At 67.2% G+C, this 23,684-nt stretch carries 19 protein-coding genes; 10 read left to right on the top strand and 9 right to left on the bottom strand.

All coding sequences use genetic code 11. From position 1 onward, the window contains the following. Positions 1-101 precede the first annotated feature (101 nt). The 6 genes from D7325_RS07925 (at position 102) to D7325_RS07900 (ending at position 7,719) form a co-directional block, all read left to right on the top strand. Positions 102-1,700 (top strand): ABC transporter substrate-binding protein, encoded by a 1,599-nt coding sequence (locus D7325_RS07925; RefSeq protein ID WP_120995013.1) that lies wholly within the window; start codon positions 102-104, stop codon positions 1,698-1,700. 90 nt (positions 1,701-1,790) lie between these two features. After that, a complete protein-coding gene (locus tag D7325_RS07920) occupies positions 1,791-2,801 on the top strand; it encodes an ABC transporter permease subunit (RefSeq protein WP_120995012.1) in 1,011 nt (336 codons plus the stop codon). Positions 2,802-2,810: 9 nt separating this feature from the next. Beyond that, entirely contained in the window at positions 2,811-3,722 is a 912-nt protein-coding gene (locus D7325_RS07915; protein ID WP_120995011.1) for an ABC transporter permease subunit, read from the top strand. 43 nt (positions 3,723-3,765) lie between these two features. Beyond that, on the top strand, positions 3,766-4,794 hold the full coding sequence (locus D7325_RS07910) for an ABC transporter ATP-binding protein (protein ID WP_120995010.1): 1,029 nt from the start codon (positions 3,766-3,768) through the stop codon (positions 4,792-4,794). Further along, entirely contained in the window at positions 4,784-5,803 is a 1,020-nt protein-coding gene (locus tag D7325_RS07905; RefSeq protein ID WP_120995009.1) for a peptide ABC transporter ATP-binding protein, read from the top strand. The genes D7325_RS07910 and D7325_RS07905 overlap by 11 nt, the downstream gene beginning before the upstream one ends. A gap of 335 nt (positions 5,804-6,138) precedes the next feature. Further along, on the top strand, positions 6,139-7,719 hold the full coding sequence (locus D7325_RS07900; protein WP_120995008.1) for an aldehyde dehydrogenase (NADP(+)): 1,581 nt from the start codon (positions 6,139-6,141) through the stop codon (positions 7,717-7,719). A 659-nt stretch (positions 7,720-8,378) separates the two neighbouring features. Here the strand turns inward: D7325_RS07900 and D7325_RS07895 are convergent. Beyond that, complete coding sequence (locus tag D7325_RS07895) at positions 8,379-9,167, bottom strand: IclR family transcriptional regulator (RefSeq protein WP_120995007.1); 789 nt, start codon at positions 9,165-9,167, stop codon at positions 8,379-8,381. A gap of 99 nt (positions 9,168-9,266) precedes the next feature. Between D7325_RS07895 and hmgA the strand changes: the two genes are divergently transcribed. After that, positions 9,267-10,580: a homogentisate 1,2-dioxygenase gene (gene hmgA / locus D7325_RS07890; protein ID WP_120995006.1), complete on the top strand. Its 1,314-nt coding sequence runs from the start codon at positions 9,267-9,269 to the stop codon at positions 10,578-10,580. Then, positions 10,577-11,881 (top strand): fumarylacetoacetase, encoded by a 1,305-nt coding sequence (fahA, locus tag D7325_RS07885; protein WP_120995005.1) that lies wholly within the window; start codon positions 10,577-10,579, stop codon positions 11,879-11,881. Before hmgA ends, fahA begins: the two co-directional genes overlap by 4 nt. Positions 11,882-11,908: 27 nt before the next feature. On the opposite strand, the gene D7325_RS07880 is transcribed toward fahA, so the two are convergent. The 6 genes from D7325_RS07880 to glnA all read right to left on the bottom strand — a co-directional run bounded on the left by D7325_RS07880 (position 11,909) and on the right by glnA (position 18,185). Continuing rightward, positions 11,909-12,307: a DoxX family protein gene (locus D7325_RS07880; protein WP_120995004.1), complete on the bottom strand. Its 399-nt coding sequence runs from the start codon at positions 12,305-12,307 to the stop codon at positions 11,909-11,911. Positions 12,308-12,450: 143 nt separating this feature from the next. After that, a complete protein-coding gene (gene ntrC, locus D7325_RS07875) occupies positions 12,451-13,878 on the bottom strand; it encodes a nitrogen regulation protein NR(I) (RefSeq protein WP_120995003.1) in 1,428 nt (475 codons plus the stop codon). Beyond that, positions 13,875-14,957: a nitrogen regulation protein NR(II) gene (gene glnL / locus D7325_RS07870; protein WP_120995002.1), complete on the bottom strand. Its 1,083-nt coding sequence runs from the start codon at positions 14,955-14,957 to the stop codon at positions 13,875-13,877. Before glnL ends, ntrC begins: the two co-directional genes overlap by 4 nt. A gap of 166 nt (positions 14,958-15,123) precedes the next feature. Beyond that, positions 15,124-15,759: a DUF4124 domain-containing protein gene (locus tag D7325_RS07865; protein ID WP_120995001.1), complete on the bottom strand. Its 636-nt coding sequence runs from the start codon at positions 15,757-15,759 to the stop codon at positions 15,124-15,126. Beyond that, positions 15,756-16,322 carry a DUF4124 domain-containing protein gene (locus D7325_RS07860; RefSeq protein ID WP_120995000.1) on the bottom strand — a complete coding sequence of 189 codons (567 nt, stop codon included), beginning with the start codon at positions 16,320-16,322 and terminating at the stop codon, positions 15,756-15,758. The genes D7325_RS07865 and D7325_RS07860 overlap by 4 nt, the downstream gene beginning before the upstream one ends. A gap of 459 nt (positions 16,323-16,781) precedes the next feature. Next, complete coding sequence (gene glnA, locus D7325_RS07855) at positions 16,782-18,185, bottom strand: glutamate--ammonia ligase (protein WP_120994999.1); 1,404 nt, start codon at positions 18,183-18,185, stop codon at positions 16,782-16,784. 328 nt (positions 18,186-18,513) lie between these two features. On the opposite strand from glnA, the gene thiI reads away from it, so the two are divergent. Continuing rightward, positions 18,514-20,001 carry a tRNA uracil 4-sulfurtransferase ThiI gene (gene thiI / locus D7325_RS07850; protein WP_120994998.1) on the top strand — a complete coding sequence of 496 codons (1,488 nt, stop codon included), beginning with the start codon at positions 18,514-18,516 and terminating at the stop codon, positions 19,999-20,001. Between the two features lie 114 nt (positions 20,002-20,115). Then, the gene (typA, locus tag D7325_RS07845; RefSeq protein WP_120994997.1) at positions 20,116-21,936 is read left to right on the top strand and encodes a translational GTPase TypA; all 1,821 of its coding nucleotides are present in this window, start codon (positions 20,116-20,118) and stop codon (positions 21,934-21,936) included. 309 nt (positions 21,937-22,245) lie between these two features. Here typA and D7325_RS07840 read toward each other — a convergent pair whose 3' ends face one another. Both D7325_RS07840 and D7325_RS19265 read right to left on the bottom strand, forming a co-directional pair. Then, the gene (locus D7325_RS07840; RefSeq protein ID WP_120994996.1) at positions 22,246-23,187 is read right to left on the bottom strand and encodes a DNA/RNA non-specific endonuclease; all 942 of its coding nucleotides are present in this window, start codon (positions 23,185-23,187) and stop codon (positions 22,246-22,248) included. Positions 23,188-23,493: 306 nt separating this feature from the next. Continuing rightward, positions 23,494-23,637 carry a hypothetical protein gene (locus D7325_RS19265; protein WP_245962045.1) on the bottom strand — a complete coding sequence of 48 codons (144 nt, stop codon included), beginning with the start codon at positions 23,635-23,637 and terminating at the stop codon, positions 23,494-23,496. Positions 23,638-23,684 lie beyond the last annotated feature (47 nt).

Genomic DNA, 23,684 nt, shown 5'->3' with positions numbered 1-23,684 from the left:
CGCGACGTCAGGGCGATCCCCGGCGAGCCGCCATGCAGTGCGTTACCTGTCTCGGTCCACGAGACCGACCCTCAGACCCCAAGAACAACAATGAGGTTTGCATGCGCAAGAATCTTCTCGTCCGCGGCCTGGCCGCCGGACTGGCCCTCAGTTCCTCAGCGACCTTCGCGGCCAGCAACCTGGTGTACTGCTCCGAGGGCAGCCCTGCCGGTTTCGACCCGGGCCAGTACACCACCGGCACCGACTTCGACGCCAACTCCGAAACCGTCTTCAACCGCCTGGTGCAGTTCGAGCGCGGCGGTACCCGCGCGCTGCCGGCCCTGGCGACCGAGTGGGAGGTCAGCGACGACGGGCTGACCTACACCTTCAAGCTGCGGCCCGGCGTGAAATTCCACACGACCGACTACTTCGAGCCGACCCGCGAATTCAACGCCGACGACGTGCTGTTCACCTTCCAGCGCATGCTCGACAAGAACCACCCGTTCCGTAAGGCCTACCCGAGCGAGTTCCCGTACTTCACCGACATGGGCATGGACGAGAACATCGCCAAGATCGAGAAGCTCGACGACCTGACGGTGCGCTTCACGCTCAACCACGTCGACGCCGCCTTCATCCAGAACCTGGCGATGAACTTCGCCGCGATCCACGCGGCCGAGTACGCCAACCAGCTGCTCGAGGCCGGCAACCCGGAGCAGATCAACCAGAAACCCATCGGCACCGGCCCGTTCGTCTTCAGCCGCTACCAGAAGGACGCGCAGATCCGTTTCAAGGGCAACGACGAATACTGGGCGCCGGAAGAGGTGAAGATCGACAACCTGATCTTCGCCATCACCACCGACGCCTCGGTCCGCGCGCAGAAGCTGCGGGCCAACGAGTGCCAGATCACCCTCAACCCGCGTCCGGCCGACATCGAGACGCTCAAGGCGGACCCGAACATCGAGGTCCCGAGCCAGCCCGGCTTCAACCTCGGCTACATCGCCTACAACGTCACCCACCCGCCGCTGGACAAGGTCCAGGTGCGCCGCGCGCTGGACATGGCGGTGGACAAGAAGGCCATCATCGACGCGGTCTACCAGGGCGCCGGGCAGCTGGCGGTCAACGGCATGCCGCCGACCCAGTGGTCCTACGACGAGAGCATCGAAGCCGTCCCGTACGATCCCGAGAAGGCGCGCCAGTTGCTGCGCGAGGCGGGCGTCGAGGAAGGCACCGAGATCACCCTCTGGGCGATGCCGGTGCAGCGCCCGTACAACCCCAACGCCAAGCTGATGGCGCAGATGATCCAGGCCGACTGGGCCAAGGTCGGCGTGAACGCGCGCATCGTCAGCTATGAATGGGGCGAGTACATCAAGCGCGGCCACGCCGGCGAGCACGACGCCATGCTGATCGGCTGGACCGGCGACAACGGTGACCCGGACAACTGGCTGGGCACGCTCTACGGCTGCGATGCGGTCGGCGGCAACAACTGGTCCTACTGGTGCGACGAGGCCTACGACAAGCTCATCAAGCAGGCCACCAAGATCACCGACCAGGCCGAGCGCACCGAGCTGTACAAGCAGGCGCAACAGCGGCTCAAGGACCAGATGCCGATCTCGCCGATCGCCCACTCGACGGTCTACCAGCCGATGCGCACCAGCGTCGAGGGCTTCCAGATCAGCCCGTTCGGGCGCAATTCCTTCTATGGCGTGACGAACGAGCGCTGATCGCGCGGCGGGGCGCGTCGTCGCCCCGTCTGTCGCACAGCCCAACGCACCGACGCCGGTCCGCCGGCGTGCAGAGGGGAGTTCCCGACGATGCTTGGATTCATAGCGCGCCGGTTCGGGTTGCTGATCCCGACCTTTTTCGGCGTGACCCTGCTGACCTTCGCCCTGATCCGGATGATTCCGGGCGATCCGGTCGAAGTCATGATGGGCGAGCGGCGGGTCGATCCCGAGCTGCACGCCGCGGCGATGGAGCGGCTGGGCCTGAACAAGCCGCTCTACCTGCAGTACATCGATTACGTCGGTGCCCTTCTCCAGGGCGACCTCGGCGAGTCGCTGCGCAGCCGCACCAGCGTGTGGAAGGAATTCACCTCGCTGTTCCCGGCCACCCTCGAGCTGGCGCTCGCCGCGCTGCTGTTCGCCACGACGCTGGGGGTGCTGGCCGGCGTGATCGCCGCGCTGCGCCGCGGTTCGCTGCTCGATCATGGCGTGATGGGGCTGTCATTGACCGGCTACTCGATGCCCATCTTCTGGTGGGGGCTGATCCTCATCATGGTCTTCTCGGTGTGGCTCGGCTGGACGCCGGTCTCCGGTCGGATCGACCTGCTCTACGACATCCCGCCGGTGACCGGCTTCATGCTGATCGACACCCTGCTCAGTGGCGAGGAGGGCGCCTTCACCGATGCGCTGATGCACTTGATCCTGCCGGCCATCGTGCTGGGCACCATCCCGCTGGCGGTGATCGCGCGGATGACCCGCTCGGCCATGCTGGAGGTAATGCGCGAAGACTACGTGCGCACCGCCCGCGCCAAGGGCCTGTCGCCGGCGCGGGTGGTGTTCGTGCACGGCCTGCGCAACGCGCTGATCCCGGTGCTGACGGTGCTCGGCCTGCAGGTCGGCACCCTGCTGGCCGGCGCCGTGCTGACCGAGACGATCTTCTCCTGGCCGGGCATCGGCAAGTGGCTGATCGAGGCGATCGGCGCACGCGACTACGCCGTGGTGCAGAACGGCATCCTGCTGGTCGCCTGCCTGGTGATCCTGGTGAATTTCACGGTCGATGTGCTCTACGGGCTCGCCAACCCGCGCATCCGCCATCAGCACTGAGGGCAGACGATGGACATCACCCAGAGCTTTCCGGCGGCCGAACCGGTCGTTCACTACCCCTCGCCGACGCGTGAGTTCGCCGCGTCGTTCATGCGCAACAAGGGCGCCGTCGGCGGGCTGCTGTTCATGCTCCTGCTGGTTTGCTGCGCGGCGTTCGCCCCCTGGCTGGCGCCGCACGATCCGCTCGAGCAATTCCGCGATCACCTGCTGACGCCGCCGATGTGGCAGGAGGCCGGCAGCGCGCGCTTCCCGCTGGGCACCGACGAGCTGGGCCGCGACATGCTTTCGCGGCTGATCTTCGGCGCGCAGCTGTCGCTGCTGATCGGTCTCGCCTCGGTGGTCTTCTCGCTGATTCCCGGCATCCTGCTCGGGCTGATCGCGGGCTTTTCGCCGACCCGCGCCGGGCCCTTCATCATGCGCCTGATGGACATCATGCTGGCGCTGCCGTCGCTGCTGCTGGCCGTGGCGATCGTCGCCATCCTCGGGCCGGGCCTGATCAACACGATCTTCGCCATCGCGATCGTCTCGCTGCCGTCATACGTGCGCCTGACCCGCGCCTCGGTGATGACCGAACTCAACCGCGACTACGTCACCGCCTCGCGGCTGGCCGGCGCGGGCACCTTGCGGCTGATGTTCGTCTGCGTGCTGCCCAACTGCATGGCGCCGCTGATCGTCCAAGCCACGCTGAGCTTTTCCTCGGCGATTCTCGATGCCGCCGCGCTCGGCTTCCTCGGCCTGGGCGTCCGGCCGCCGACCCCCGAGTGGGGCACCATGCTGGCCTCGGCGCGCGACTACATCCAGAGCGCCTGGTGGGTGGTGGCGCTGCCGGGGCTGGCGATCCTGCTCAGCGTGCTGGCGATCAACCTGCTCGGCGACGGCCTGCGCGATGCGCTCGATCCGAAGCTGAAGAACGCGGCATGACCGCCGTCCACCGCGCGCTCGTCCGAGCGCCCAGGAGCCCCGCATGAGCCTGCTCGACATCCGTAACCTCAGCGTCCGCTTCGGCGATGCCGACGCGCCGCCGGTGGTCGATGGCCTGGACCTGTCCGTCGACCGGGGCGAAGTGCTCGCCATCGTCGGCGAATCGGGGTCGGGCAAGTCGGTCACCATGATGGCCCTGATGGGCCTGATCGATCCGCCCGGCGTGGTCAGCGCCGACCGGCTCGCGTTCGCCGGCCAGGACTTGCTGTCGCTCAAGGGCAAGCAGCGTCGGCGGCTGATCGGCAAGGACCTGGCGATGGTCTTCCAGGATCCGATGACCGCGCTCAACCCGAGCTACACGGTGGGCTACCAGATCGAAGAAGTGCTGCGCGCGCACCTCGGCCTCAAGGGCCGGGCGGCCCGCGAGCGGGCGCTGGCGCTGCTCGAGCAGGTGGAGATTCCCGCCGCGGCGAGCCGTCTCGATGCTTACCCGCACCAGCTTTCGGGTGGCATGAGCCAGCGGGTGGCGATCGCCATGGCCATCGCCGCCGAACCGCAACTGCTGATTGCCGACGAGCCGACCACCGCGCTCGACGTGACCATCCAGGCGCAGATCATGGCGCTGCTGCTGCGCTTGCAGCGCGAACGCGACATGGGCTTGATCCTCATCACCCATGACCTGGCCGTGGTCGCCGAGACCGCCCGGCGCGTCTGCGTGATGTACGCCGGCCAGGCGGTGGAGCAGGGCGAGGTACCGGCGATCTTCGAGGCGCCGACCCATCCCTACACCGAGGCGCTGCTGGCGTCGGTACCGGAACATGCCGACAGCCGCCGGCTGGCGACGCTGCCCGGCATCGTTCCGGGGCGCTACGACCGGCCCGAGGGCTGCCTGCTGTCGCCGCGCTGCCCCTATGCGCGCCCGCATTGCCAGACGCGCCCGGCCCTGATGCCGCATGCGCGCGGCGCGGTGCGCTGCTTCTTCCCGCGCAACCTGGCGGCCGGCGAAATCAACCCGCTGGCGCCCGGTCGGCACCGCCGCAGCCCGCCCAAGGGAGACCTCCATGCCTACTGATGCTTCGACCGAGAGCGTTCTGTCCGCACGCGACCTGACCCGCCACTACCACCTGTCGCGCGGGCTGTTCAAACCCGGCGCCACGGTGCGCGCGCTCAATGGCGTGTCGTTCGAGCTGGCGGCCGGCGAGACGCTGGCGGTGGTCGGCGAGTCCGGCTGCGGCAAGTCGACCCTGGCCCGCGCGCTGACCCTGATCGAGCCGCCGACCGAAGGCTCGCTGCGCATCGCCGGCACCGAGGTCGCCGGTGCCAGCAAGGCCGAGCGCCGCCAGCTGCGGCGCGACGTGCAGATGGTGTTCCAGAATCCCTACGCCTCGCTCAATCCGCGGCGCAAGATCGGCGACCAGCTCGCCGAGCCGCTGCTGATCAACACCGACCTGTCGGGCGCCGAACGGCGCGAGCGGGTGCAGGCGATGATGCAGCAGGTCGGCCTGCGCCCCGAGCACTACCAGCGCTACCCGCACATGTTCTCCGGCGGGCAGCGCCAGCGCATCGCCCTGGCCCGCGCCATGATGCTGAACCCCAAGGTGCTGGTCGCCGACGAGCCCACGTCGGCGCTGGATGTGTCGATCCAGGCGCAGGTGCTCAACCTGTTCATGGACATGCAGGAGCAGTTCGGCACCGCCTACGTGTTCATCTCGCACAACCTGGCGGTGGTGCGTCACGTCGCCGATCAGGTGCTGGTGATGTACCTCGGCCGACCGATGGAGATGGGCCCGGCCGAGCGGATCTACGGTCGCCCGCTGCACCCGTACACCCAGGTGCTGCTCGCCGCGACGCCAAGCATCCGCCCCAACCCGGACAAGCCGCACATCCCGATCAGCGGCGAACTGCCCAATCCGCTCGACCCGCCCAGTGGCTGCGTGTTCCACAAGCGCTGCCCGCACGCGACCGAACGCTGCCGGACCGAAGTGCCGGTCCTGCGCCCGCTGGACGAGCGCCAGGTCGCCTGTCACTACGCCGAGGTGACCGCCGGTACGGTCGCCGCACCGGCCCGCGCGGCGGGCTGACCGCCGGATCGCGTCCGTTCGTCGAGAGGGCCGGTCGGCTTGATCGCCCGCGTCAGCGCCCTCCAGGCGCCGTGCAGGTGGGGTCGGCGCGCTAGTGACACGACCGCGAAACCGCGAGTTTTCGCTTAGTTGTACGATGACATGGGAATTTGCAATACACTGTCGTGGTCTCACTGCCTCCGCCATGACGCACAGCCATGCGAGCTGGCGGGCTGTCGCAGGCTTTCTTCGCCCAACGCATCGCGCCCGAGGCGCCGGCGGAATCCGGTAAACGGGCTCGGTTGTCAGATGACCTTGGGCCGCTACGTGCCATCAACGAACAGGAGATCACTCGCATGACGGACATTCTGGGCCACAACTACATCGCCGGCCGTCGCAGCGCGGCAGGCAGCGTCAGCCACCAGAGCTACGACGCCACCACGGGCGAAGCACTGCCCCACCGCTTCATCCAGGCGACCCCGGAAGAGGTCGATGCCGCGGCCCGTGCCGCCGCCGAGGCCTATCCGACCTACCGTGCCCTGCCGGCCACCCGTCGCGCCGAATTCCTCGAAGCCATCGCCGACGAGCTGGACGCGCTGGGCGATGACTTCGTCGCCTTGGTGACCCGCGAGACCGCACTGCCAGCCGGCCGCATCCAGGGTGAGCGCGGCCGTACCAGCGGCCAGATGCGCCTGTTCGCCCAGGTGCTGCGCCGTGGCGATTTCTACGGTGCGCGCATCGACCGCGCCATGCCCGACCGCAAGCCGCTGCCGCGCGTCGACCTGCGCCAGTACCGCATCGGCGTGGGCCCGGTTGCCGTGTTCGGTGCCAGCAACTTCCCGCTGGCGTTCTCCACCGCCGGCGGTGACACCGCCGCTGCGCTGGCCGCCGGTTGCCCGGTGGTGTTCAAGGCCCACAGCGGCCACATGGCGACCGCCGAGCGCGTGGCCGATGCGGTCATTCGTGCCGCCGAGAAGACCGGCATGCCGGCCGGCGTGTTCAACATGATCTTCGGCGCCGGCGTCGGCGAAGCGCTGGTCAAGCACCCGGCCATCCAGGCCGTCGGCTTCACCGGCTCGCTCAAGGGCGGTCGCGCCCTGTGCGACATGGCCGCGGCACGCCCGCAGCCGATCCCGGTGTTCGCCGAGATGTCGAGCATCAACCCGGTCATCCTGCTGCCTGAAGCCTTGAAAACCCGCGGCGCCAACATCGCCAACGAACTCACCGCGTCCGTCACCATGGGCTGCGGCCAGTTCTGCACCAACCCGGGCCTGGTGATCGGCATTCGCTCGCCGGAATTCAGCGCCTTCCTCGACGCCTTCACCGCCTCGATGGCCGAGCAGCCGCCGCAGACCATGCTCAACGCCGGCACGCTCAAGAGCTACGTCAAGGGCCTGGAACACCTGCACGCGCACCCGAAGATCGAGCACCTGGCCGGTCAGGCGCAGGACGGCAACCAGGCGCGGCCGCAGCTGTTCAAGGCGGACGTGAGCCTGCTGCTGGACGGCGACGAGCTGCTCCAGGAAGAAGTCTTCGGCCCGACCACCGTAGTTGTCGAAGTGGCCGACAAGGCCGAGCTCGAGCGTGCGATCCAGGGCCTGCATGGCCAGCTGACTGCCACGCTGATCACCGAGAAGGCGGATCTGGACACCTTCGGTGGGCTGCTCGCGCTGCTCGAGCAGAAGGCCGGTCGCGTGCTGTTCAACGGCTACCCGACCGGCGTCGAGGTGTGCGACGCGATGGTTCACGGCGGCCCGTACCCGGCGACCTCCGACGCGCGCGGCACTTCGGTCGGTACCCTGGCGATCGATCGCTTCCTGCGCCCGGTGTGCTACCAGAACTGCCCGGACGCCCTGCTGCCCGAAGCGCTGCAGAACGCCAACCCGCTGGGCCTCGCCCGGCTGGTGGACGGCAAGACGACGCGCGACGCGCTCTGATCGTCTATCCGGCGGCCGACCGACAGGTCGCGCCGCCACGACCCACGTGGAGGTGTCGGTGTCGGCGCCTCCGCTTTGCCCCGCTTCGGCGGGGCTTTTTTTGCGCACCGCCCAGGCGCCGAGCGTTCAGGGCCGCTGCCATCGAACCGGGCCCGGCGCCCGCTACCGTCATCTGTAGGGTGGGCTTCAGCCCACCGATGACCATGGATGTGTCTGGTGGGCTGAAGCCCACCCTACGACCGGCCTCGCGGCTTACGAATCGCCCGATGCGTCACTGCGGGCCTCGCAGGGTGCATTCGCGAAGCAATGCACCGGGTTTCGCGCCGGCGTGGCCTCTGGCGGATTGTTCGCTTCGCTCCTGAATCCGCCCTACGGCCGAAATCCGTTCGCTCGCAGGTCCGCGCCCCTGTAGGAGCCCGCTTGCGGGCGATCCGGCGAGCATCGCCGGCAAGCCGACGCCGCGGCCAATGCCGGTCGGACCGGAGATCGCAGCCTGTAGAGCGGCTTTAGTCCACCAGGCCTACCCCTGTTTAGGCGCGGACGTCGCCTTGGCGTGGCGTTGGGGTGCATTCGCGAGGCAATGGACCGGGGGTTTCGCCGTGGCGTGGCCTTTGGCGGATTGTTCGCTTCCGAATCCGCCCTACGTCGTCGAGGCACGGTCAGCGCGTTGGGAAGTCGCCACCCATCCGCAGGCTGATCTGCCGGGCGGTATCCAGCAGCGCCCGGGCCGCTTCGCCGTCCGGGGCTGCGGTGAAGCCGGGCTCGGCGCCGACCACGGTCAGTACGCCGGCCAGCCGCCCGCCGGCCGCGAACAGCGGCGCCGAGAGGGCGTTGACCCCCGCCATCAGCAGGCCGTGGATGTGCTGGATGTGCTGGCGGCGAAGGCTTTCGGTCATCGCCGCCAGCGTGGCTTCGTCCGGCGCGCCGGGCTGCGCGCGCTCCGCCTCGCGCAGGGCGGCGGTCTCAGCGTTCGGCAGGAAGGCGTTGAACACCAGCCCGGTGGACGAGCCGAGCAGCGGCAACACCGAGCCGACCTGAGTGACCAGGGTCACCGCGCGCACCGCCTGCTCGACATGCACGACGGTCGGTCCGTGGTTGCCCCAGACGGCGAGAAAACAGGTCTCGTTGACCCGGTCGCGCAACTCGACGAGCGCTGGCGCGGTCACCTTGACCACGTCGAGCCGCCCGATCGCCGCGAGCCCGACGAACAGCGCCGCCGGGCCGAGGCCGTAGTGATTGGTGGCGGCGTCCTGCTCGGCGAAACCACTGGCGATCAGGGCCTGGAGGTAGCGATGAACCTTGCTCGCCGGCATGCCGACGTGCTCGGCCAGCCGGGACAGCGACGTGGCCGGCGCCAGTTCCGCCAGGCCCTTGAGGATGTCGGTGCCGACTTCGGCGGCCTGCACTTTCTGTCGCCGGGGCGCGGCTTCTTCGATCTCGCCAGTCATCACTGAGCCTCTGCGGGAAAGGCGGCTTTATAGCTTGACGCTCGTGGCGGTTCAAATTACGTTTTGCGTAACCAGGTTACGCCATTAGCGAGAACGGCCATGCACGAACAACAACAATCCGAGACGCCGCTTGCCTACCAATCGGGCTTCGGCAACGAGTTCGCCAGCGAAGCCCTGCCCGGCGCGCTGCCGGTCGGGCAGAACTCGCCGCAGAAGGTCCCCTATGGCCTGTACGCCGAGCTGCTGTCCGGCACCGCGTTCACCGTGCCGCGCAGCGAGGCGCGCCGGACCTGGCTGTATCGCCTGCGGCCTTCGGCCAAGCACGGTGCCTACCGGCGGCTGGAGCGCCAGCTCGGCGGTGCCGAACTCGGCCCGGTCACGCCCAACCGCCTGCGCTGGAGCCCGGCGCCCGCTCCCGACGCGGGTACCGACTTCATCGACGGCCTCGTCCGCATGGCGGCGAACACCGAGGCCAGCCAGCCCAACGGTGCCAGCCTCTATCGCTACGCGGCCAACCGCTCGATGGAGCGGGTGTTCTTCGATGCCGATGGCGAGCTGCTGATCGTCCCGCAGCAGGGCGTGCTGCACCTGCATACCGAGCTGGGATTGCTGGAAGTGGCGCCGCTGGAGATTGCGGTGATTCCGCGGGGCATGCGCTTTCGGGTCGAGCTGCCGGAGGGCGAGGCGCGCGGTTACCTCTGCGAGAACCACGGCTGCGCGCTGCGTCTGCCTGACCTCGGACCGATCGGCAGCAACGGCCTGGCCAATCCGCGCGACTTTCTGGCGCCGGTCGCCCGTTACGAGGACCGCGACGGACCGGTCGAACTGGTGCAGAAGTTCCTCGGCGAACTCTGGGCGACCGAGCTCGACCACTCCCCGCTGGATGTGGTCGCCTGGCATGGCAACAACGTGCCCTACAAGTACGACCTGCGCCGCTTCAACACCATCGGCACGGTCAGTTTCGACCATCCGGACCCATCGATTTTCACGGTGCTGACGTCGCCGAGCGCCATCCACGGCATGGCCAACATCGACTTCGTGATCTTCCCGCCGCGCTGGATGGTGGCCGAGAACACCTTCCGGCCGCCGTGGTTCCACCGCAACCTGATGAACGAGTTCATGGGCCTGATCCAGGGTGCGTACGACGCCAAGGCGGACGGCTTCTCGCCCGGCGGCGCGTCGCTGCACAACTGCATGAGCGCGCACGGGCCCGATCACGTGTCGACCGAGCAGGCCATCCGCGCCGAACTCAAGCCCCACAAGATCGATCACACGATGGCCTTCATGTTCGAGACCGGCCAGGTGCTGCGCCCGACGCGTGACGCGCTGGCGTGCGCCAGCCTGCAAGCCGACTACGACAGCTGCTGGGCCGGCCTGGCCAAAACCTTCGACCCGAACGGATATCCGCAATGACCGCATCCCCGATGACCAGCTGGGTGGCCTCCGCCAACGACCACCCGGATTTCCCCCTAGCCAACCTGCCGTTCGGCGTCTTCAGCCGGGACGGCGTGAGCCCGCGCGGCGGCGTGGCGATTGGCGACTGTATCTTCGATCTCGGTGTCGCCTGCGACATGGGCCTGTTCACCGGCGAAGCGCTGACGGCGGCCCAGGCGGCCAGCGGCGATTGTCTCAACGGTTTCTTCGCGCTCGGCGCACCGGCACGGCGCGCGCTGCGTGACGCCTTGCTCGGGCTGCTGGCCGAGGACGGCGCCGGGCGCCGCCAGGCCGAGGCCCTTGGCGAACGGCTGCTCCAGCCGATGGCGGCGTGCCGTCTGCACCTGCCGGCGCGCATCGGCGACTACACCGATTTCTACGTCGGCATCCACCACGCCACCAACGTCGGCAAGCTGTTCCGCCCGGACAATCCGTTGCTGCCCAACTACAAGTACGTGCCGATCGGCTATCACGGGCGCGCATCGACCGTCGGCGTCTCCGGGCAGGCGGTCCGGCGGCCCAACGGGCAAACCTTGCCCGCCGGCGCCAGCGAGCCGGCGTTCGGCCCGAGCAAGCGCCTGGACTATGAGCTGGAGCTGGGCATCTGGATCGGGCCGGGCAACGCGCAAGGCGAGCCGATCGGCATCGACACGGCGCACGAGCGGATCGCCGGCGTGTGCCTGCTCAACGACTGGTCCGCGCGGGACGTGCAGGCCTGGGAATACCAGCCGCTCGGGCCGTTCCTGTCGAAGAGTTTCGCCACCACGGTGTCGCCCTGGGTGGTGACGCCCGAAGCGCTGGCGCCCTTCCGCTGCGCCCAGCCGGCGCGGCCGGAAGGCGATCCGCAACCGCTGCCCTATCTCTACGATGAACGCGACCAGCAGCAGGGTGCGCTGGATATCGAGCTCGAAGTGCTGCTGCTGACCGAGCGGATGCGCACCGAGGGCCTGCCCGCCGAGCGCATCACCCTGAGCAGCACCCGCAACATGTATTGGACGATGGCGCAGATGGTCGCGCACCACAGCGTCAATGGCTGCGCCTTGCAGCCGGGCGACCTGTTCGGCTCGGGAACCCTGTCCGGCGAGCGGCCGGACAGCTGCGGCAGCCTGCTGGAGATCACCCAGGGCGGCAAGCAGCCGTTGTCGCTACCCAACGGCGAGACCCGGACGTTTCTGGAAGATGGTGATGAAGTGATCCTGCGTGCCCGCTGCGTGCGCGACGGGCAGGCGCCGATCGGTTTCGGCGAATGCCGGGGCAGGGTGTTGCCCGCGCGCGCCTGACCCTGGGCCGGCTGCGCGGGCGGACGGTCAGTTCCAGCGACCCGAGGTGCCGCCGACGCTCAGTCGGCCGGCGCCGAGCAGGGCGACCGCAATCGCGCCGAACAGGAACATGCCTTGCAGTTCGAGCGCCCAGCCGCCCATCTTGGTCAGCTCGAACAGTTGGCTGGCGTGCGCCAGGGCGATGGCGAAAACCATGTTGCCGGCGATGACCAGCGCGGCCGGGCGGGTGAACAGGCCGAGGATGACCAGCGCAGGAGCCACCACCTCACCCAGGTAGACGCCGTAGGCGAGCACGGCCGGCAGGCCTTGCCCGGCGAGCATCCCGGCGATGCCATCGACGCCGCTCTGCAATTTGTGCAGGCCGTGGAGCAGGATCAGTACACCTACCGCCAGTCGTAGAACCAGCTTGCCGATATCGTTGGTCATTGTCGTCATTCCTTGTGCACGCCGAGGCGTAGTGTCGTTGTGGAAGCGATCGTGCCGCAGCTGCCAAGGCGGCGGCAAGCGTTGCGGTAGACCGGCCCGCGCCGGGGGTGGTTGCGTGGCGGGCGCCGGTCGCGGCTGGCCGCTCAGGCCTCGTCGCCGTCCTCGTCGTCGCCGCCCATGCCCAGCTCCTTGATCTTGCGCGTGAGGGTGTTGCGCCCCCAGCCGAGCAGGACGGCCGCATCACGACGGCGCCCGGCGGTGTGCTTGAGCGCCGTCTCGATCATGATCCGCTCGAACATCGGCACCGCCTCGTCGAGCAGGCCGGACTGCCCGCGCGCCAGCGCCTGGTCGGCCCATAGGCGCAGGGCCTGCTCCCAGTTGCTGGTCGGCGGCGCCTCGGCCGCCTGGTTGAGCAGCTCTGGCGGCAGGTCGTTGACGTGCACGTCGCGGCCGGACGCCATGACCGTGATCCAGCGGCAGGTGTTCTCGAGCTGGCGCACGTTGCCGGGCCAGGGCAATTGGCGCAGGTAGTCTTCGGTCTCTGCCTTGAGCAGCTTGGGCTCCACGCTCAGCTCGCGCGCCGCGCTGGCGAGGAAGTGCCGCGCCAGGGCGGGGATGTCCTCGCGACGGTCGGCCAGCCGCGGGATGTGGATGCGGATGACGTTCAGGCGGTGGAACAGGTCCTCGCGAAATTTGCCGGCCTGCACCAGGGCTTCGAGGTCCTGGTGGGTGGCCGCGATGATGCGCACGTCGACCCGCACCGGCGTGTGCCCGCCGACCCGGTAGAACTCGCCATCGGCGAGCACGCGCAGCAGACGCGTCTGGGTGTCGGCCGGCATGTCGCCGATCTCGTCGAGGAACAGGGTGCCGCCGTCGGCCTGCTCGAAGCGCCCGCGCCGCTGGTTGGCCGCGCCGGTGAAGGCGCCCTTCTCGTGGCCGAACAGCTCGGATTCCATCAGGTCCTTCGGAATCGCCGCCATGTTCAGCGCGATGAAGGGCGACACAGCGCGCGGGCTGTGGCGATGCAGCGCATGGGCGACCAGCTCCTTGCCGGTGCCGGATTCGCCGTTGATCAGCACGGTGATGTTGGAGTGCGACAGCCGGCCGATGGCGCGGAACACCTCCTGCATCGCCGGCGCCTCGCCGATGATCTCCGGCGTGCGCGACTCGGGGCTGGGCGCGTGGGTCGCCTGCTGCTCGCGGGCATGCAGGGCGCCGCGCTTGACCAGCGAGACGGCCTCATCGACGTCGAACGGCTTGGGCAGGTACTCGAACGCGCCGCCCTGGTAGGAGGCCACGGCGCTGTCGAGGTCCGAATGCGCGGTCATGACGATCACCGGCAGCCGCGGGTAGCGCTCGCGGATCTGCGCGAGCAGCTCCAGCCCGCTGGCACCGGGCATGCGGATGTCCGACAGGATCACGTCCGGCTGCTGGCGCGCGAGCTGGGCGAGCACGCCGTCGGCGCTGTCGAACGAGCGGGTGATCATGCCTTCCTGTTGCAGCGCCTTTTCCAGCACCCAGCGGATGGAACGATCGTCATCGACGATCCATGCGGTTTCGCTCTGGCTCATGCGGGGTTGGCTCCTGACTCCAGCGGCAGAAAGATCGAGAACGCGGTGTGCCCCGGATGGCTTTCGCATTCGATCAGGCCCTGGTGCTGGCTGATGATGTTCTGGGTGATCGCCAGGCCCAGCCCGGTGCCGTCCGGGCGACCGCTGACCATCGGATAGAAGAGAGTGTTCTGCAGCTCCGGCGGGATGCCCGGCCCGTTGTCGATGATCTCGATGCGCGCGACCAGCCGGTGGCGTACATGGCCGATGGTGAACTGCCGCAGCGTGCGGGTGCGCAGGGTGATGCGGCCGATGCCCAGGTCGGTGTGCCCGGCCAGCGCCTGCATGGCGTTGCGCACGATGTTGAGCACCGCCTGGATCATCTGCTCGCGGTCCAGGCACAGCTCGGGAATGCTCGGGTCGTAGTCGCGTACCAGTGTCACGCCGCCCTGGCTCTCGGCCTCGATCAGGCTGGCGACGTATTCCAGCACTTCATGAATGTTGGTCATCGACAGCGACGGCAGCTTGTTCGACCCGAGCATGCGGTCGACCAGGTTACGCAGCCGGTCGGCCTCCTCGATGATAACTTCGGTGTAATCGGTCAGGTGCGCGTCGGCCAGTTCGCGCGCCAGCAGCTGCGCTGCGCCGCGGATGCCACCCAGCGGGTTCTTGATCTCGTGCGCCAGGCCGCGGACCAGCAGCTTGGTCGTCTCCTGCGTGGACAGCTGCGCTTCTTCCTTGGTGATCCGCAGCAGTCGGTCGCGCGGGTGAACCTCGAGCAGCAGCATGGTCTCGCTGCGGGTCGGAATGGGTGTGACGGCGTAATCGACGGTCAGGCTCTGGCCGGTCGCCGAGGTCAGCACCGCCTCGCGCTTGGTGAAGGGGTGCGCCAGCTCGACGGCCTGGCGCAGCGCCGACAGGGCTTCGGCCGACTCGGTGAACAGTTCGCTGATGAACTGGCCGTGGCTGCGCTGGCCGCTCACGGCCAGGAGCATCTCGGCGGCCGGGTTCATGTATTGCAGCCGCAGTCGCGCATCCAGCAGCAAGGTGGCGGTGGTCAGGTTCTCGAGCAACAGATGCTGTAGCGCGTGGTTGATCATGGCGGTCTGCGTCTGGACGTTGATTGCTCGAATGCAAGAAGCAAACCAGGCGCCCTGTCGTGGCGTCCGCGGCGTGGATTGGGGCCTGTTCGAGCGAATCGGAGGGCGACGGGGCGCTCAGGGGCGGTCGCGGGACTATAGCGCACCAATACGGTGCGCGGCGGGCTCACAAAAAGGGCACGAAGGGGATGTTCTTCTCGACCGGCTTGTCCTTCAGCGGGCATTCGGGACGCACGCCGTAGTCGTCCTTCTGGCAGGGCTGGGCGCGGCGGCGCTGTGCCAGCGACATGCGCTTGATGTGTACCGGCTGGCTCGGGCTGGCGCCGAGCACGCTGCCGTCGGGGCCGAGAATCTCGACCACCAGGGTATGGGTGCCGCGGTCGATGTTGCTGAGGCTCAGGGTGCCGTTCCCGCTCTCGGCCGCGGGCGTGCCATCGAGCAGCAGGCGAAAGTGATCGCCGGGGCGCAGCGGCGGCTCGCTGGTGGCGACGACATTGAGGTTGCCCTGGTTGTCTCGGCGGGTGTCGTCCGGGGCCGGCGACACGATGCTCACCGACTGGTAGCGCGCGGGCGACAGCTTGCGGGTGACGATCGGCGCGCGTTCGGCGGATTCGGCGTGGGGCGCCGGCGGCGCAGGCGGGGGCATGGCGTTGGTCGGCGACAGCTCGACGCTGCGCGCGTCATGACCGCGCGGACGATCGGTGAACACCCGGTTGCCGTGCTCGTCGATGTAGGTATAGACCTGCGCGGAGGCCCAGAGCGGCAGCAGCGCCAGGAGCCAGGCGGCGCGGGACCCGATCACGGTTTAGCACCGCCGGCGGGCGGAGCCGGGGGACGCTTGAAGGCCGGGCTCGAGGTGTGCACGCGCTGCACCGTAAAGGTGCGTGGCTCGCTGCGCTGGACGATCTCGCTGCCGCTGAGCACGACGACCTGAAGCGTATGTTCGCCGCGGGCCACGCCGCTCATCTGGATCGACGTCGCCGTCCCGGTGCGGACCGGCGTGCCATCGAACAGGAAGCGCAGGCGATGCGAGGGCATCAGCGCCGGCTCCAGACGGACCCCGACGGTGAAGCGGCCGCCGTTGGCGCGCAGCGCCGCCTCGTCATCCGGGACACCGGTCAGCTCGAGCACGCGGTAGGGCGCGGCGTCGACGGCCGATGCCTCGGGCTGGTTGTCCAGCAGGACTTCGGGTTCAGGGATGTCGATGGTGTTGGCCGGGTCGATCTCGACCGGCTTCACGGCGACGCCGTCCGGCGGCTGGTTGGTGAACACCGGGTTGCCGTTTTCGTCGAGGTAGCGATAGATCTCGGCAGTCGCCGGGCTTGCCAGGCAGAGCATGGCGCAGAAGAGGAGGGCACGTCGCATCGCAGGCTCCGGTTCGTGGAATGACCGAAGCCTTGCACCGGTCCAGCCTGCTGGCAAGCCGCATCGGCCGACATTGCCGTCTGGCTCCCACCTGCCGAAACGAGAGACGCCACTCTTTTGCCCAGCCATCGCAGGGTGGATGACGGCGCAGCCTCATCCGCGCGGCCCGGCGCGCTGAACACGGCCCATCGCTCCTTGCGCACTTCGGGCGGCCGTGGCGGAAAACGCTTCGCGGTTTTCCACCCTACGGTTGGCGCGTCGGATCGATCGGCTCTTGCCCAGCCTTTGTAGGGTGGATGACGGCGCAGCCTCATCCACGCGGTGGCGTTGAACGCGGCGCATCGATCCCTGTGCATGTCGGGGTCGCGGTGAGACGCTTCGCGGCTTTCCACCCTGGGGCTGGTTCTGAAACGAAAGAGGCCTCCCGAAGGAGGCCTCTCTTGTCGATCGCCGACTGGCTTAGACGCTGTAGTACAGGTCGTATTCCAGCGGGTGCACGAAGGTGCGCACCTTGATCTCTTCTTCACTCTTGAGCTCGATGTAGGCATCGATGAAGTCGTCGGTGAAGACGCCGCCCTTGGTCAGGAAGGCGCGGCCCTTGTCCAGCTCTTCCAAGGCTTCCTTGAGGCTGCCGCATACCTGCGGGATTTCCTTGGCCTCTTCCGGCGGCAGGTCGTACAGGTTCTTGTCGGCCGCATCGCCGGGGTGAATCTTGTTCTGGATGCCGTCCAGGCCGGCCATCAGCAGCGCGGCGAAGCACAGGTACGGGTTGGCAGCCGGGTCCGGGAAGCGCGCTTCGATACGACGGCCTTTCGGGCTGTTGACGTACGGAATGCGGATCGACGCGGAGCGGTTACGCGCCGAGTAGGCCAGCATCACCGGGGCTTCGAAGCCGGGAACCAGACGCTTGTAGGAGTTGGTGGCCGGGTTGGTGAAGCCGTTCAGTGCCTTGCCGTGCTTGATGATGCCGCCGATGAAGTACAGGGCGGTTTCCGACAGACCGGCATAGCCTTCGCCCGCGAATGTGTTCTTGCCGTCCTTGGAGATCGACATGTGCACATGCATGCCCGAGCCGTTGTCGCCGTACAGGGGCTTGGGCATGAAGGTCACGGTCTTGCCGTAGGCGTCGGCGACGTTGTGCACGCAGTACTTCAGCGTCTGCACTTCGTCGGCCTTGGCGACCAGGGTGTTGAAGCGCACGCCGATTTCGTTCTGGCCGGCAGTCGCCACTTCGTGGTGATGAACTTCGACCACCTGGCCCATTTCTTCCAGGGCGTTGCACATGGCGGTACGGATTTCGTGGTCGTAATCGACCGGCGCTACCGGGAAGTAGCCGCCCTTGACGCCCGGACGATGGCCCTTGTTGCCGCCTTCGATGTCGGCGTCGGTCATCCAGGAGGCTTGCTCGGAATAGATCTTGAACATCGAGCCGGAGATGTCGGACTTGAATTTCACTTCGTCGAAGATGAAAAACTCGGGCTCCGGGCCGACGAACACGGTGTCACCGATGCCGGTCGACTTGAGGTATTCCTCGGCGCGCTTGGCGATGCCGCGCGGGTCGCGCTCGTAGCCCTGCATGGTGCTGGGCTCGATGATGTCGCAGACCAGGATCAGGGTCGGCTCTTCGGTGAAAGGGTCCAGGACGGCGGTGCTGTCGTCCGGCATCAGGATCATGTCGGAGGCTTCGATGCCTTTCCAGCCGGCGATGGAGGAGCCGTCGAACATCTTGCCATGCTCGAAGAAATCGTCGTCGGCGTCGCGGGCCGGCATGGTGAGGTGCTGCTGCTTGCCTTTGGTATCGGTGAAGCGCAGGTCAATCCACTTCACATCGTTATCTTTGATCAGTTGAAGCGACTTCGACATGGTTGTCTCCAAGTAGTGGAAAGCGAAGGCAGTGCTTTCGAATCAGGATGAAGCCGGGTGGCGATGCTCCGCCAAGGCGACCTGCCTCACAAGGGAGCAATTAGTATGCCAGCGCCCAATGAGTGGGCTGCCGCGCGCCGTGGCGGTCTGGTTTGCGCGGTTCGGTCCACTATCGGCCTAAGTGGTGCCCTGAAGTGGTGCAGACCGCAGTCGGCCTGTTCCGTTTTGGTGCGCAGCGTCGAGCGGGCATAAAACCGACTAAAGGTCGAGTGCTTTCCGGTATACTCCGCGCCCCTCTTTTTGCCGCGTCCTGCGCGCACCGCCTCTCATGAAGCTGATCGTCAAGGTTTTCTCCGAAATCACCATCAAGAGCCCGCCGGTGCGCAAGCGGTTCATTCGCCAGTTGGGGAAGAACATCCGCACCGTGCTGCGCGACCTTGACCCGGACGTTTCGGTGGAAGGGGTGTGGGACAACCTCGAGGTGGTCAGCCAGGTGACCGAGCCGAAGGTGCTGCGCGAGATCACCGAGCGATTGGCCTGTACGCCCGGCATCGCCCATTGCCTGGAAGTGCACGAATACCCGCTGGGCGACTTCGACGACATCCTCGCCCGGTGCAAGGCGCACTACGGCGAGCGCCTGCCGGGCAAGGTCTTCGCGGTTCGCTGCAAGCGCGGCGGCAAGCATCCGTTCAGCTCGATGGATGTCGAGCGCCACGTCGGCAGCCAACTGCGCCAGCAATGCGGTGCGGCCGGCATCTCGCTGAAGCAGCCCGAAGTGGTGGTGCGGATGGAAATCCGCGATCAGCGCCTGTTCGTCATCGACAAGCAGCACGACGGGATCGGCGGCTACCCGCTCGGCGCGCTGGAGCAGACGCTGGTGCTGATGTCCGGCGGTTTCGACTCGACGGTCGCCGCCTACCAGATGATGCGCCGTGGCCTGCTGACGCACTTCTGCTTCTTCAACCTCGGCGGTCGCGCCCATGAGCTGGGTGTGATGGAAGTGGCGCACCACCTGTGGAGCCGCTTCGGCCGTTCGCACCGGGTGCTGTTCGTCAGCGTGCCGTTCGAGGAAGTGGTCGGGGAGATCCTCGCCAAGGTCGACAACAGCCAGATGGGCGTAGTCCTCAAGCGCATGATGCTGCGCGCCGCGACCCAGGTTGCCGAGCGTCTGGAGCTCGATGCGCTGGTCACCGGCGAGGCGATCAGCCAGGTGTCGAGCCAGACCCTGCCGAACCTCGCGGTGATCGATTCGGCCACCGACATGCTGGTGCTGCGCCCGCTGGTCGCCAGCCACAAGCAGGACATCATCGACACCGCCGAGCGGATCGGCACCGCCGAGTTCGCTCGGCACATGCCCGAATATTGCGGGGTGATCTCGGTGAACCCGACCACCCGCGCCAAGCGCTACCGCGTCGAGCACGAAGAAAAGCAGTTCGACATGGCCATCCTCGATCGCGCCCTGGCCGGCGCCCGGCAGATGACGGTCGACCGCGTGATCGACGAGCTGGGCCGGGACGTGCGGGTCGAGGAAGTCGCCACGGCCACGCCTGGGCAGGTCATCCTCGACATTCGTCACCCCGACGCCACTGATGACGAACCCTTGGGTATCGAAGGGGTCGAGGTACAGGCGTTGCCGTTCTACGCGGTCAACAGCCGATTCAAGGATCTCGATGCCAACCGCCAGTACCTCCTGTACTGCGACAAAGGTGTCATGAGCCGCCTGCATGCTCACCATCTGCTGAGCGAAGGGCACACGAACGTGCGGGTCTATCGGCCCGCCAACCAGAAGCCGGAAGCCGGAAGCGCACCTGCATGAGCAACCGTCTGACCAGCCGCATCGTCATTCGGCGCAAGCACCCTCCCGACCGTGGGCGGTGCCGTGCCCTTGTTTCCAGCCTTCAGCTTCCCGCTTCTTATTAGGTAGAACCCAGTGATCGAGAAACTCAGAAACATCGCCATCATCGCCCACGTCGACCACGGCAAGACCACGCTCGTCGACAAGCTGCTCAAGCTGTCCGGTACCCTTGACCGCAAGGAAGCCGAAAGCGAGCGCGTGATGGATTCCAACGACCAGGAAAAGGAACGCGGCATCACCATCCTGGCGAAGAACACCGCCATCAAGTGGAACGGCTTCAACATCAACATCGTCGACACCCCCGGCCACGCCGACTTCGGCGGTGAGGTCGAGCGCGTGATGAGCATGGTCGACTCCGTGCTGCTCGTCGTCGACGCCCAGGACGGCCCCATGCCGCAGACCCGCTTCGTGACCCAGAAGGCGTTCAAGGCCGGCCTGCGTCCGATCGTCGTGGTGAACAAGATCGACCGTCCCGGCGCGCGCCCGGACTGGGTCATCGACCAGATCTTCGACCTGTTCGACAACCTCGGCGCCACCGATGAGCAGCTGGACTTCCCGATCGTCTACGCGAGCGCCCTGAACGGCATCGCCGGCCTCGACCACGAGAACATGGACGACAACATGGACGCCCTGTTCCAGGCGATCGTCGACCACGTGCCGGCGCCTGTGGTCGATGTCGACGGCCCGTTCCAGATGCAGATTTCCCAGCTCGACTACAACAGCTTCCTCGGCGTGATCGGCATCGGCCGCATCACCCGCGGCAAGGTGAAGTCCAACACCCCGGTCGTGGCGGTCGATGCCAAGGGCAGCAAGCGCAATGGCCGGATCCTGAAGATCATGGGCCACGCCGGCCTGCAGCGCGTCGAAGTGCCGGAAGCCGAGGCGGGCGACATCGTCTGCGTCAGTGGCATGGAGGAGCTGTTCATTTCCGACACCCTGTGCGACCCGCAGAATGTCGAAGCGCTGCCGCCGCTGACCGTCGACCAGCCGACCGTGAGCATGACCTTCCAGGTCAACGACTCGCCGTTCGCCGGCAAGGAAGGCAAGTTCGTCACCAGCCGCAACATCAAGGAGCGCCTGGAGAAGGAACTGCTGCACAACGTGGCGCTGCGCGTCGAGCCCGGCGATAGCCCGGAGAAGTTCAAGGTCTCCGGCCGCGGCGAGCTGCACCTGTCGGTGCTGATCGAAACCATGCGTCGCGAAGGCTTCGAGCTGGCTGTCGGCCGCCCGGAAGTGGTGATCATCGAGAACGAAGCCGGCGAGAAGCAGGAGCCGTACGAGAACGTCACCATCGACATCGAAGAGCAGCATCAAGGCTCGGTGATGGAGCAGATGGGCCTGCGCAAGGGTGATCTGTCCAACATGATCCCGGACGGCAAGGGCCGCGTGCGCCTGGAATACACCATTCCGGCGCGCGGCCTGATCGGCTTCCGCAACAACTTCCTGACCCTGACCTCCGGTACCGGCATCCTGACCTCGACGTTCAGCCACTACGGCCCGATCAAGGCCGGTGAAGTGACCAACCGCCAGAACGGCGTGCTGGTGTCGATGGCTACCGGTACCGCGCTGACCTACTCGCTGGAAACCCTGCAAAGCCGCGGCAAGCTGTTCCTCGGCCCAGGCGACGAGATCTACGAAGGCCAGCTGGCCGGCATCAACAGCCGCGACAATGACCTCGTGATCAACCCGACCAAGGGCAAGAAGCTCGACAACATGCGCGCCTCGGGCAAGGACGAAGTCATCGCGCTGGTCCCGCCGATCCGCTTCACCCTCGAGCAGGCGCTGGAATTCATCGCCGACGACGAGCTGGTGGAAGTCACGCCGAAGTCGATCCGCCTGCGCAAGAAGCTGCTCAACGAAAACGACCGCAAGCGCTACGAGCGCGCCAAGGTCTGATCGGACCGCAGTGAAACAAGGGCGCCTTCGGGCGCCCTTGTCGTTTTCGCAGGCACGAGCTTGCGGGCGAATGCACTCGAGTACGGACAATCCCATCGCACCATCTTTCAGATGGCCTAGGAATCCTGACGCTCGAAGAGGACAGCTTCGCCAGCGAAGCCCGGCTGTCCGCGACGAGCATGTCTGGTCGGCCGGCCTTCGTTTCAGCACCGGTCCTGATCGCACAGCGTTGGTGAGGCTGGCCGAAGCTAGCCGCACCTGAATAGTCGCCGTGCCGGCTTCGGCCATGGCAACGCTGGCGCACACTACTTATATCCGTAGGTCGCCTAGTTCGCGCAGCTCCGCCTCGATCCGCGTGCCCGTCGCGCGTTCTTCGTTGGAGAAGCCGTCGTAGTTGGACAGCTCACCGAAGTCGAGGCCGGTCAGGCGTTCGATGTGCAGGACGCTGCGCTGGTAGGTTCGGAAGCGTCCGAAAAGGGCGGTGAGGCGACCGAGCTCGGCGGACTGATCGATCATGTAGGCGGTGGCCGAAGGTTTGCCGTCTTCGCCGAGGAAGGCGACCACCTTCCAGAAGGCGCGTGGGATGGGCACGCCGCGGTAGGTCGGGTCGTCCTCGGCGAAAACCGGGCCGCTGAAGACGGTGGCGCGGGCGCGCCAGCGGCGGGTGTTGTCGAGCAGGTAGTTCTCCAGGTCCAGCCAGTTCTTCTGGTTGAAGCCGGCCATCTGCGGCGAGCAGTTGGTGAAGTGGAAGGTGTCGGCATTGGCCTGCTCGGCTTCCGGGCCCCAGTTGGGGTCCTGTCGGCGCACGAGATGGCCGCGGTCGAGCAGGTTGTCGGCGTAGAGGAATTCGCCCACCTGCGCATCGCTCGGGATGCGTCCGTCGTAGGCCCAGCGATCCTTGCTGCGGGGGACGTCCACCAGCGCGCTGCCTTCGATATTGACGCCAACCAGCAGGGCCAGTCGGCGGTTGCGTGACATCGTGATGGAGAAGTGGGTGTAGTCGAGTCGGTGCTCGGCGCTGCCGGGGATTGGCAGCACGTCGGTCTGCAGGCCTTCGGTCGCGCGTGGCCACGGCACCTGGAACGCGCCCAGGAACCCGGGCGCGTATCCGCTGCGGTCGGCAAGGGCTTCGGCCGGTGTGATGTGCTCAGACGAGCGCGTGGCGATGGCTTGCACGGCGCCGGGTTCGCCCAGTGGGCGCATGTCGGCGAGGCGTGGGCGATACAGCAGCTGGGCATCAGGTGTGGACATAGAGCCTCACGAGGCGAGCGGATGGACAGGCCTGTTCGACCCTAGCGAGGCTTTGTGACGCTTCGATGCACCGGAGCAAGCGGGCGGATAGGCGAGTCCGCCCGCTTGGCTGCGAAGGGACCGGCTGCTTTCAGGTCCGTAGCTTTGGGGTTGAGGCAAGTCGATGCGGCGAGGAGAAAGACACGCTGGCGGGCCGACACGCCAAGTGCTCACGGCCTTCGTAAGCTACCTCGAGCGGCAGCCCCCTGACGGCGCCGTCGCGGCAGACACACCCACGTTCGGCTGGCCAGCTGCCCGTACCTCAACTCAGCTTTCGGCCGGATCCAGCTTGGCCGACCGATCGGCACGAACGGCCGTGATGATGTCGCCAAGCAGCCGGTGCAGCGCATCGCGGTGGCCTGACACCCCGCCGGAAGGTTGCTGGGGGTCGGATGTCATGACCACGGTCATGTCGAGCCCAGGCAATACGTAAACCATCTGCCCGCCATAGCCCCAGC

It is taken from the genome of Stutzerimonas urumqiensis (genome assembly GCF_003640395.1).
Taxonomy (GTDB): Bacteria; Pseudomonadota; Gammaproteobacteria; order Pseudomonadales; family Pseudomonadaceae; genus Stutzerimonas; species Stutzerimonas urumqiensis.
The sequence above is the reverse complement of the archived record's forward strand: the minus strand, read 5'-3'. Positions and strand labels throughout refer to the sequence as shown.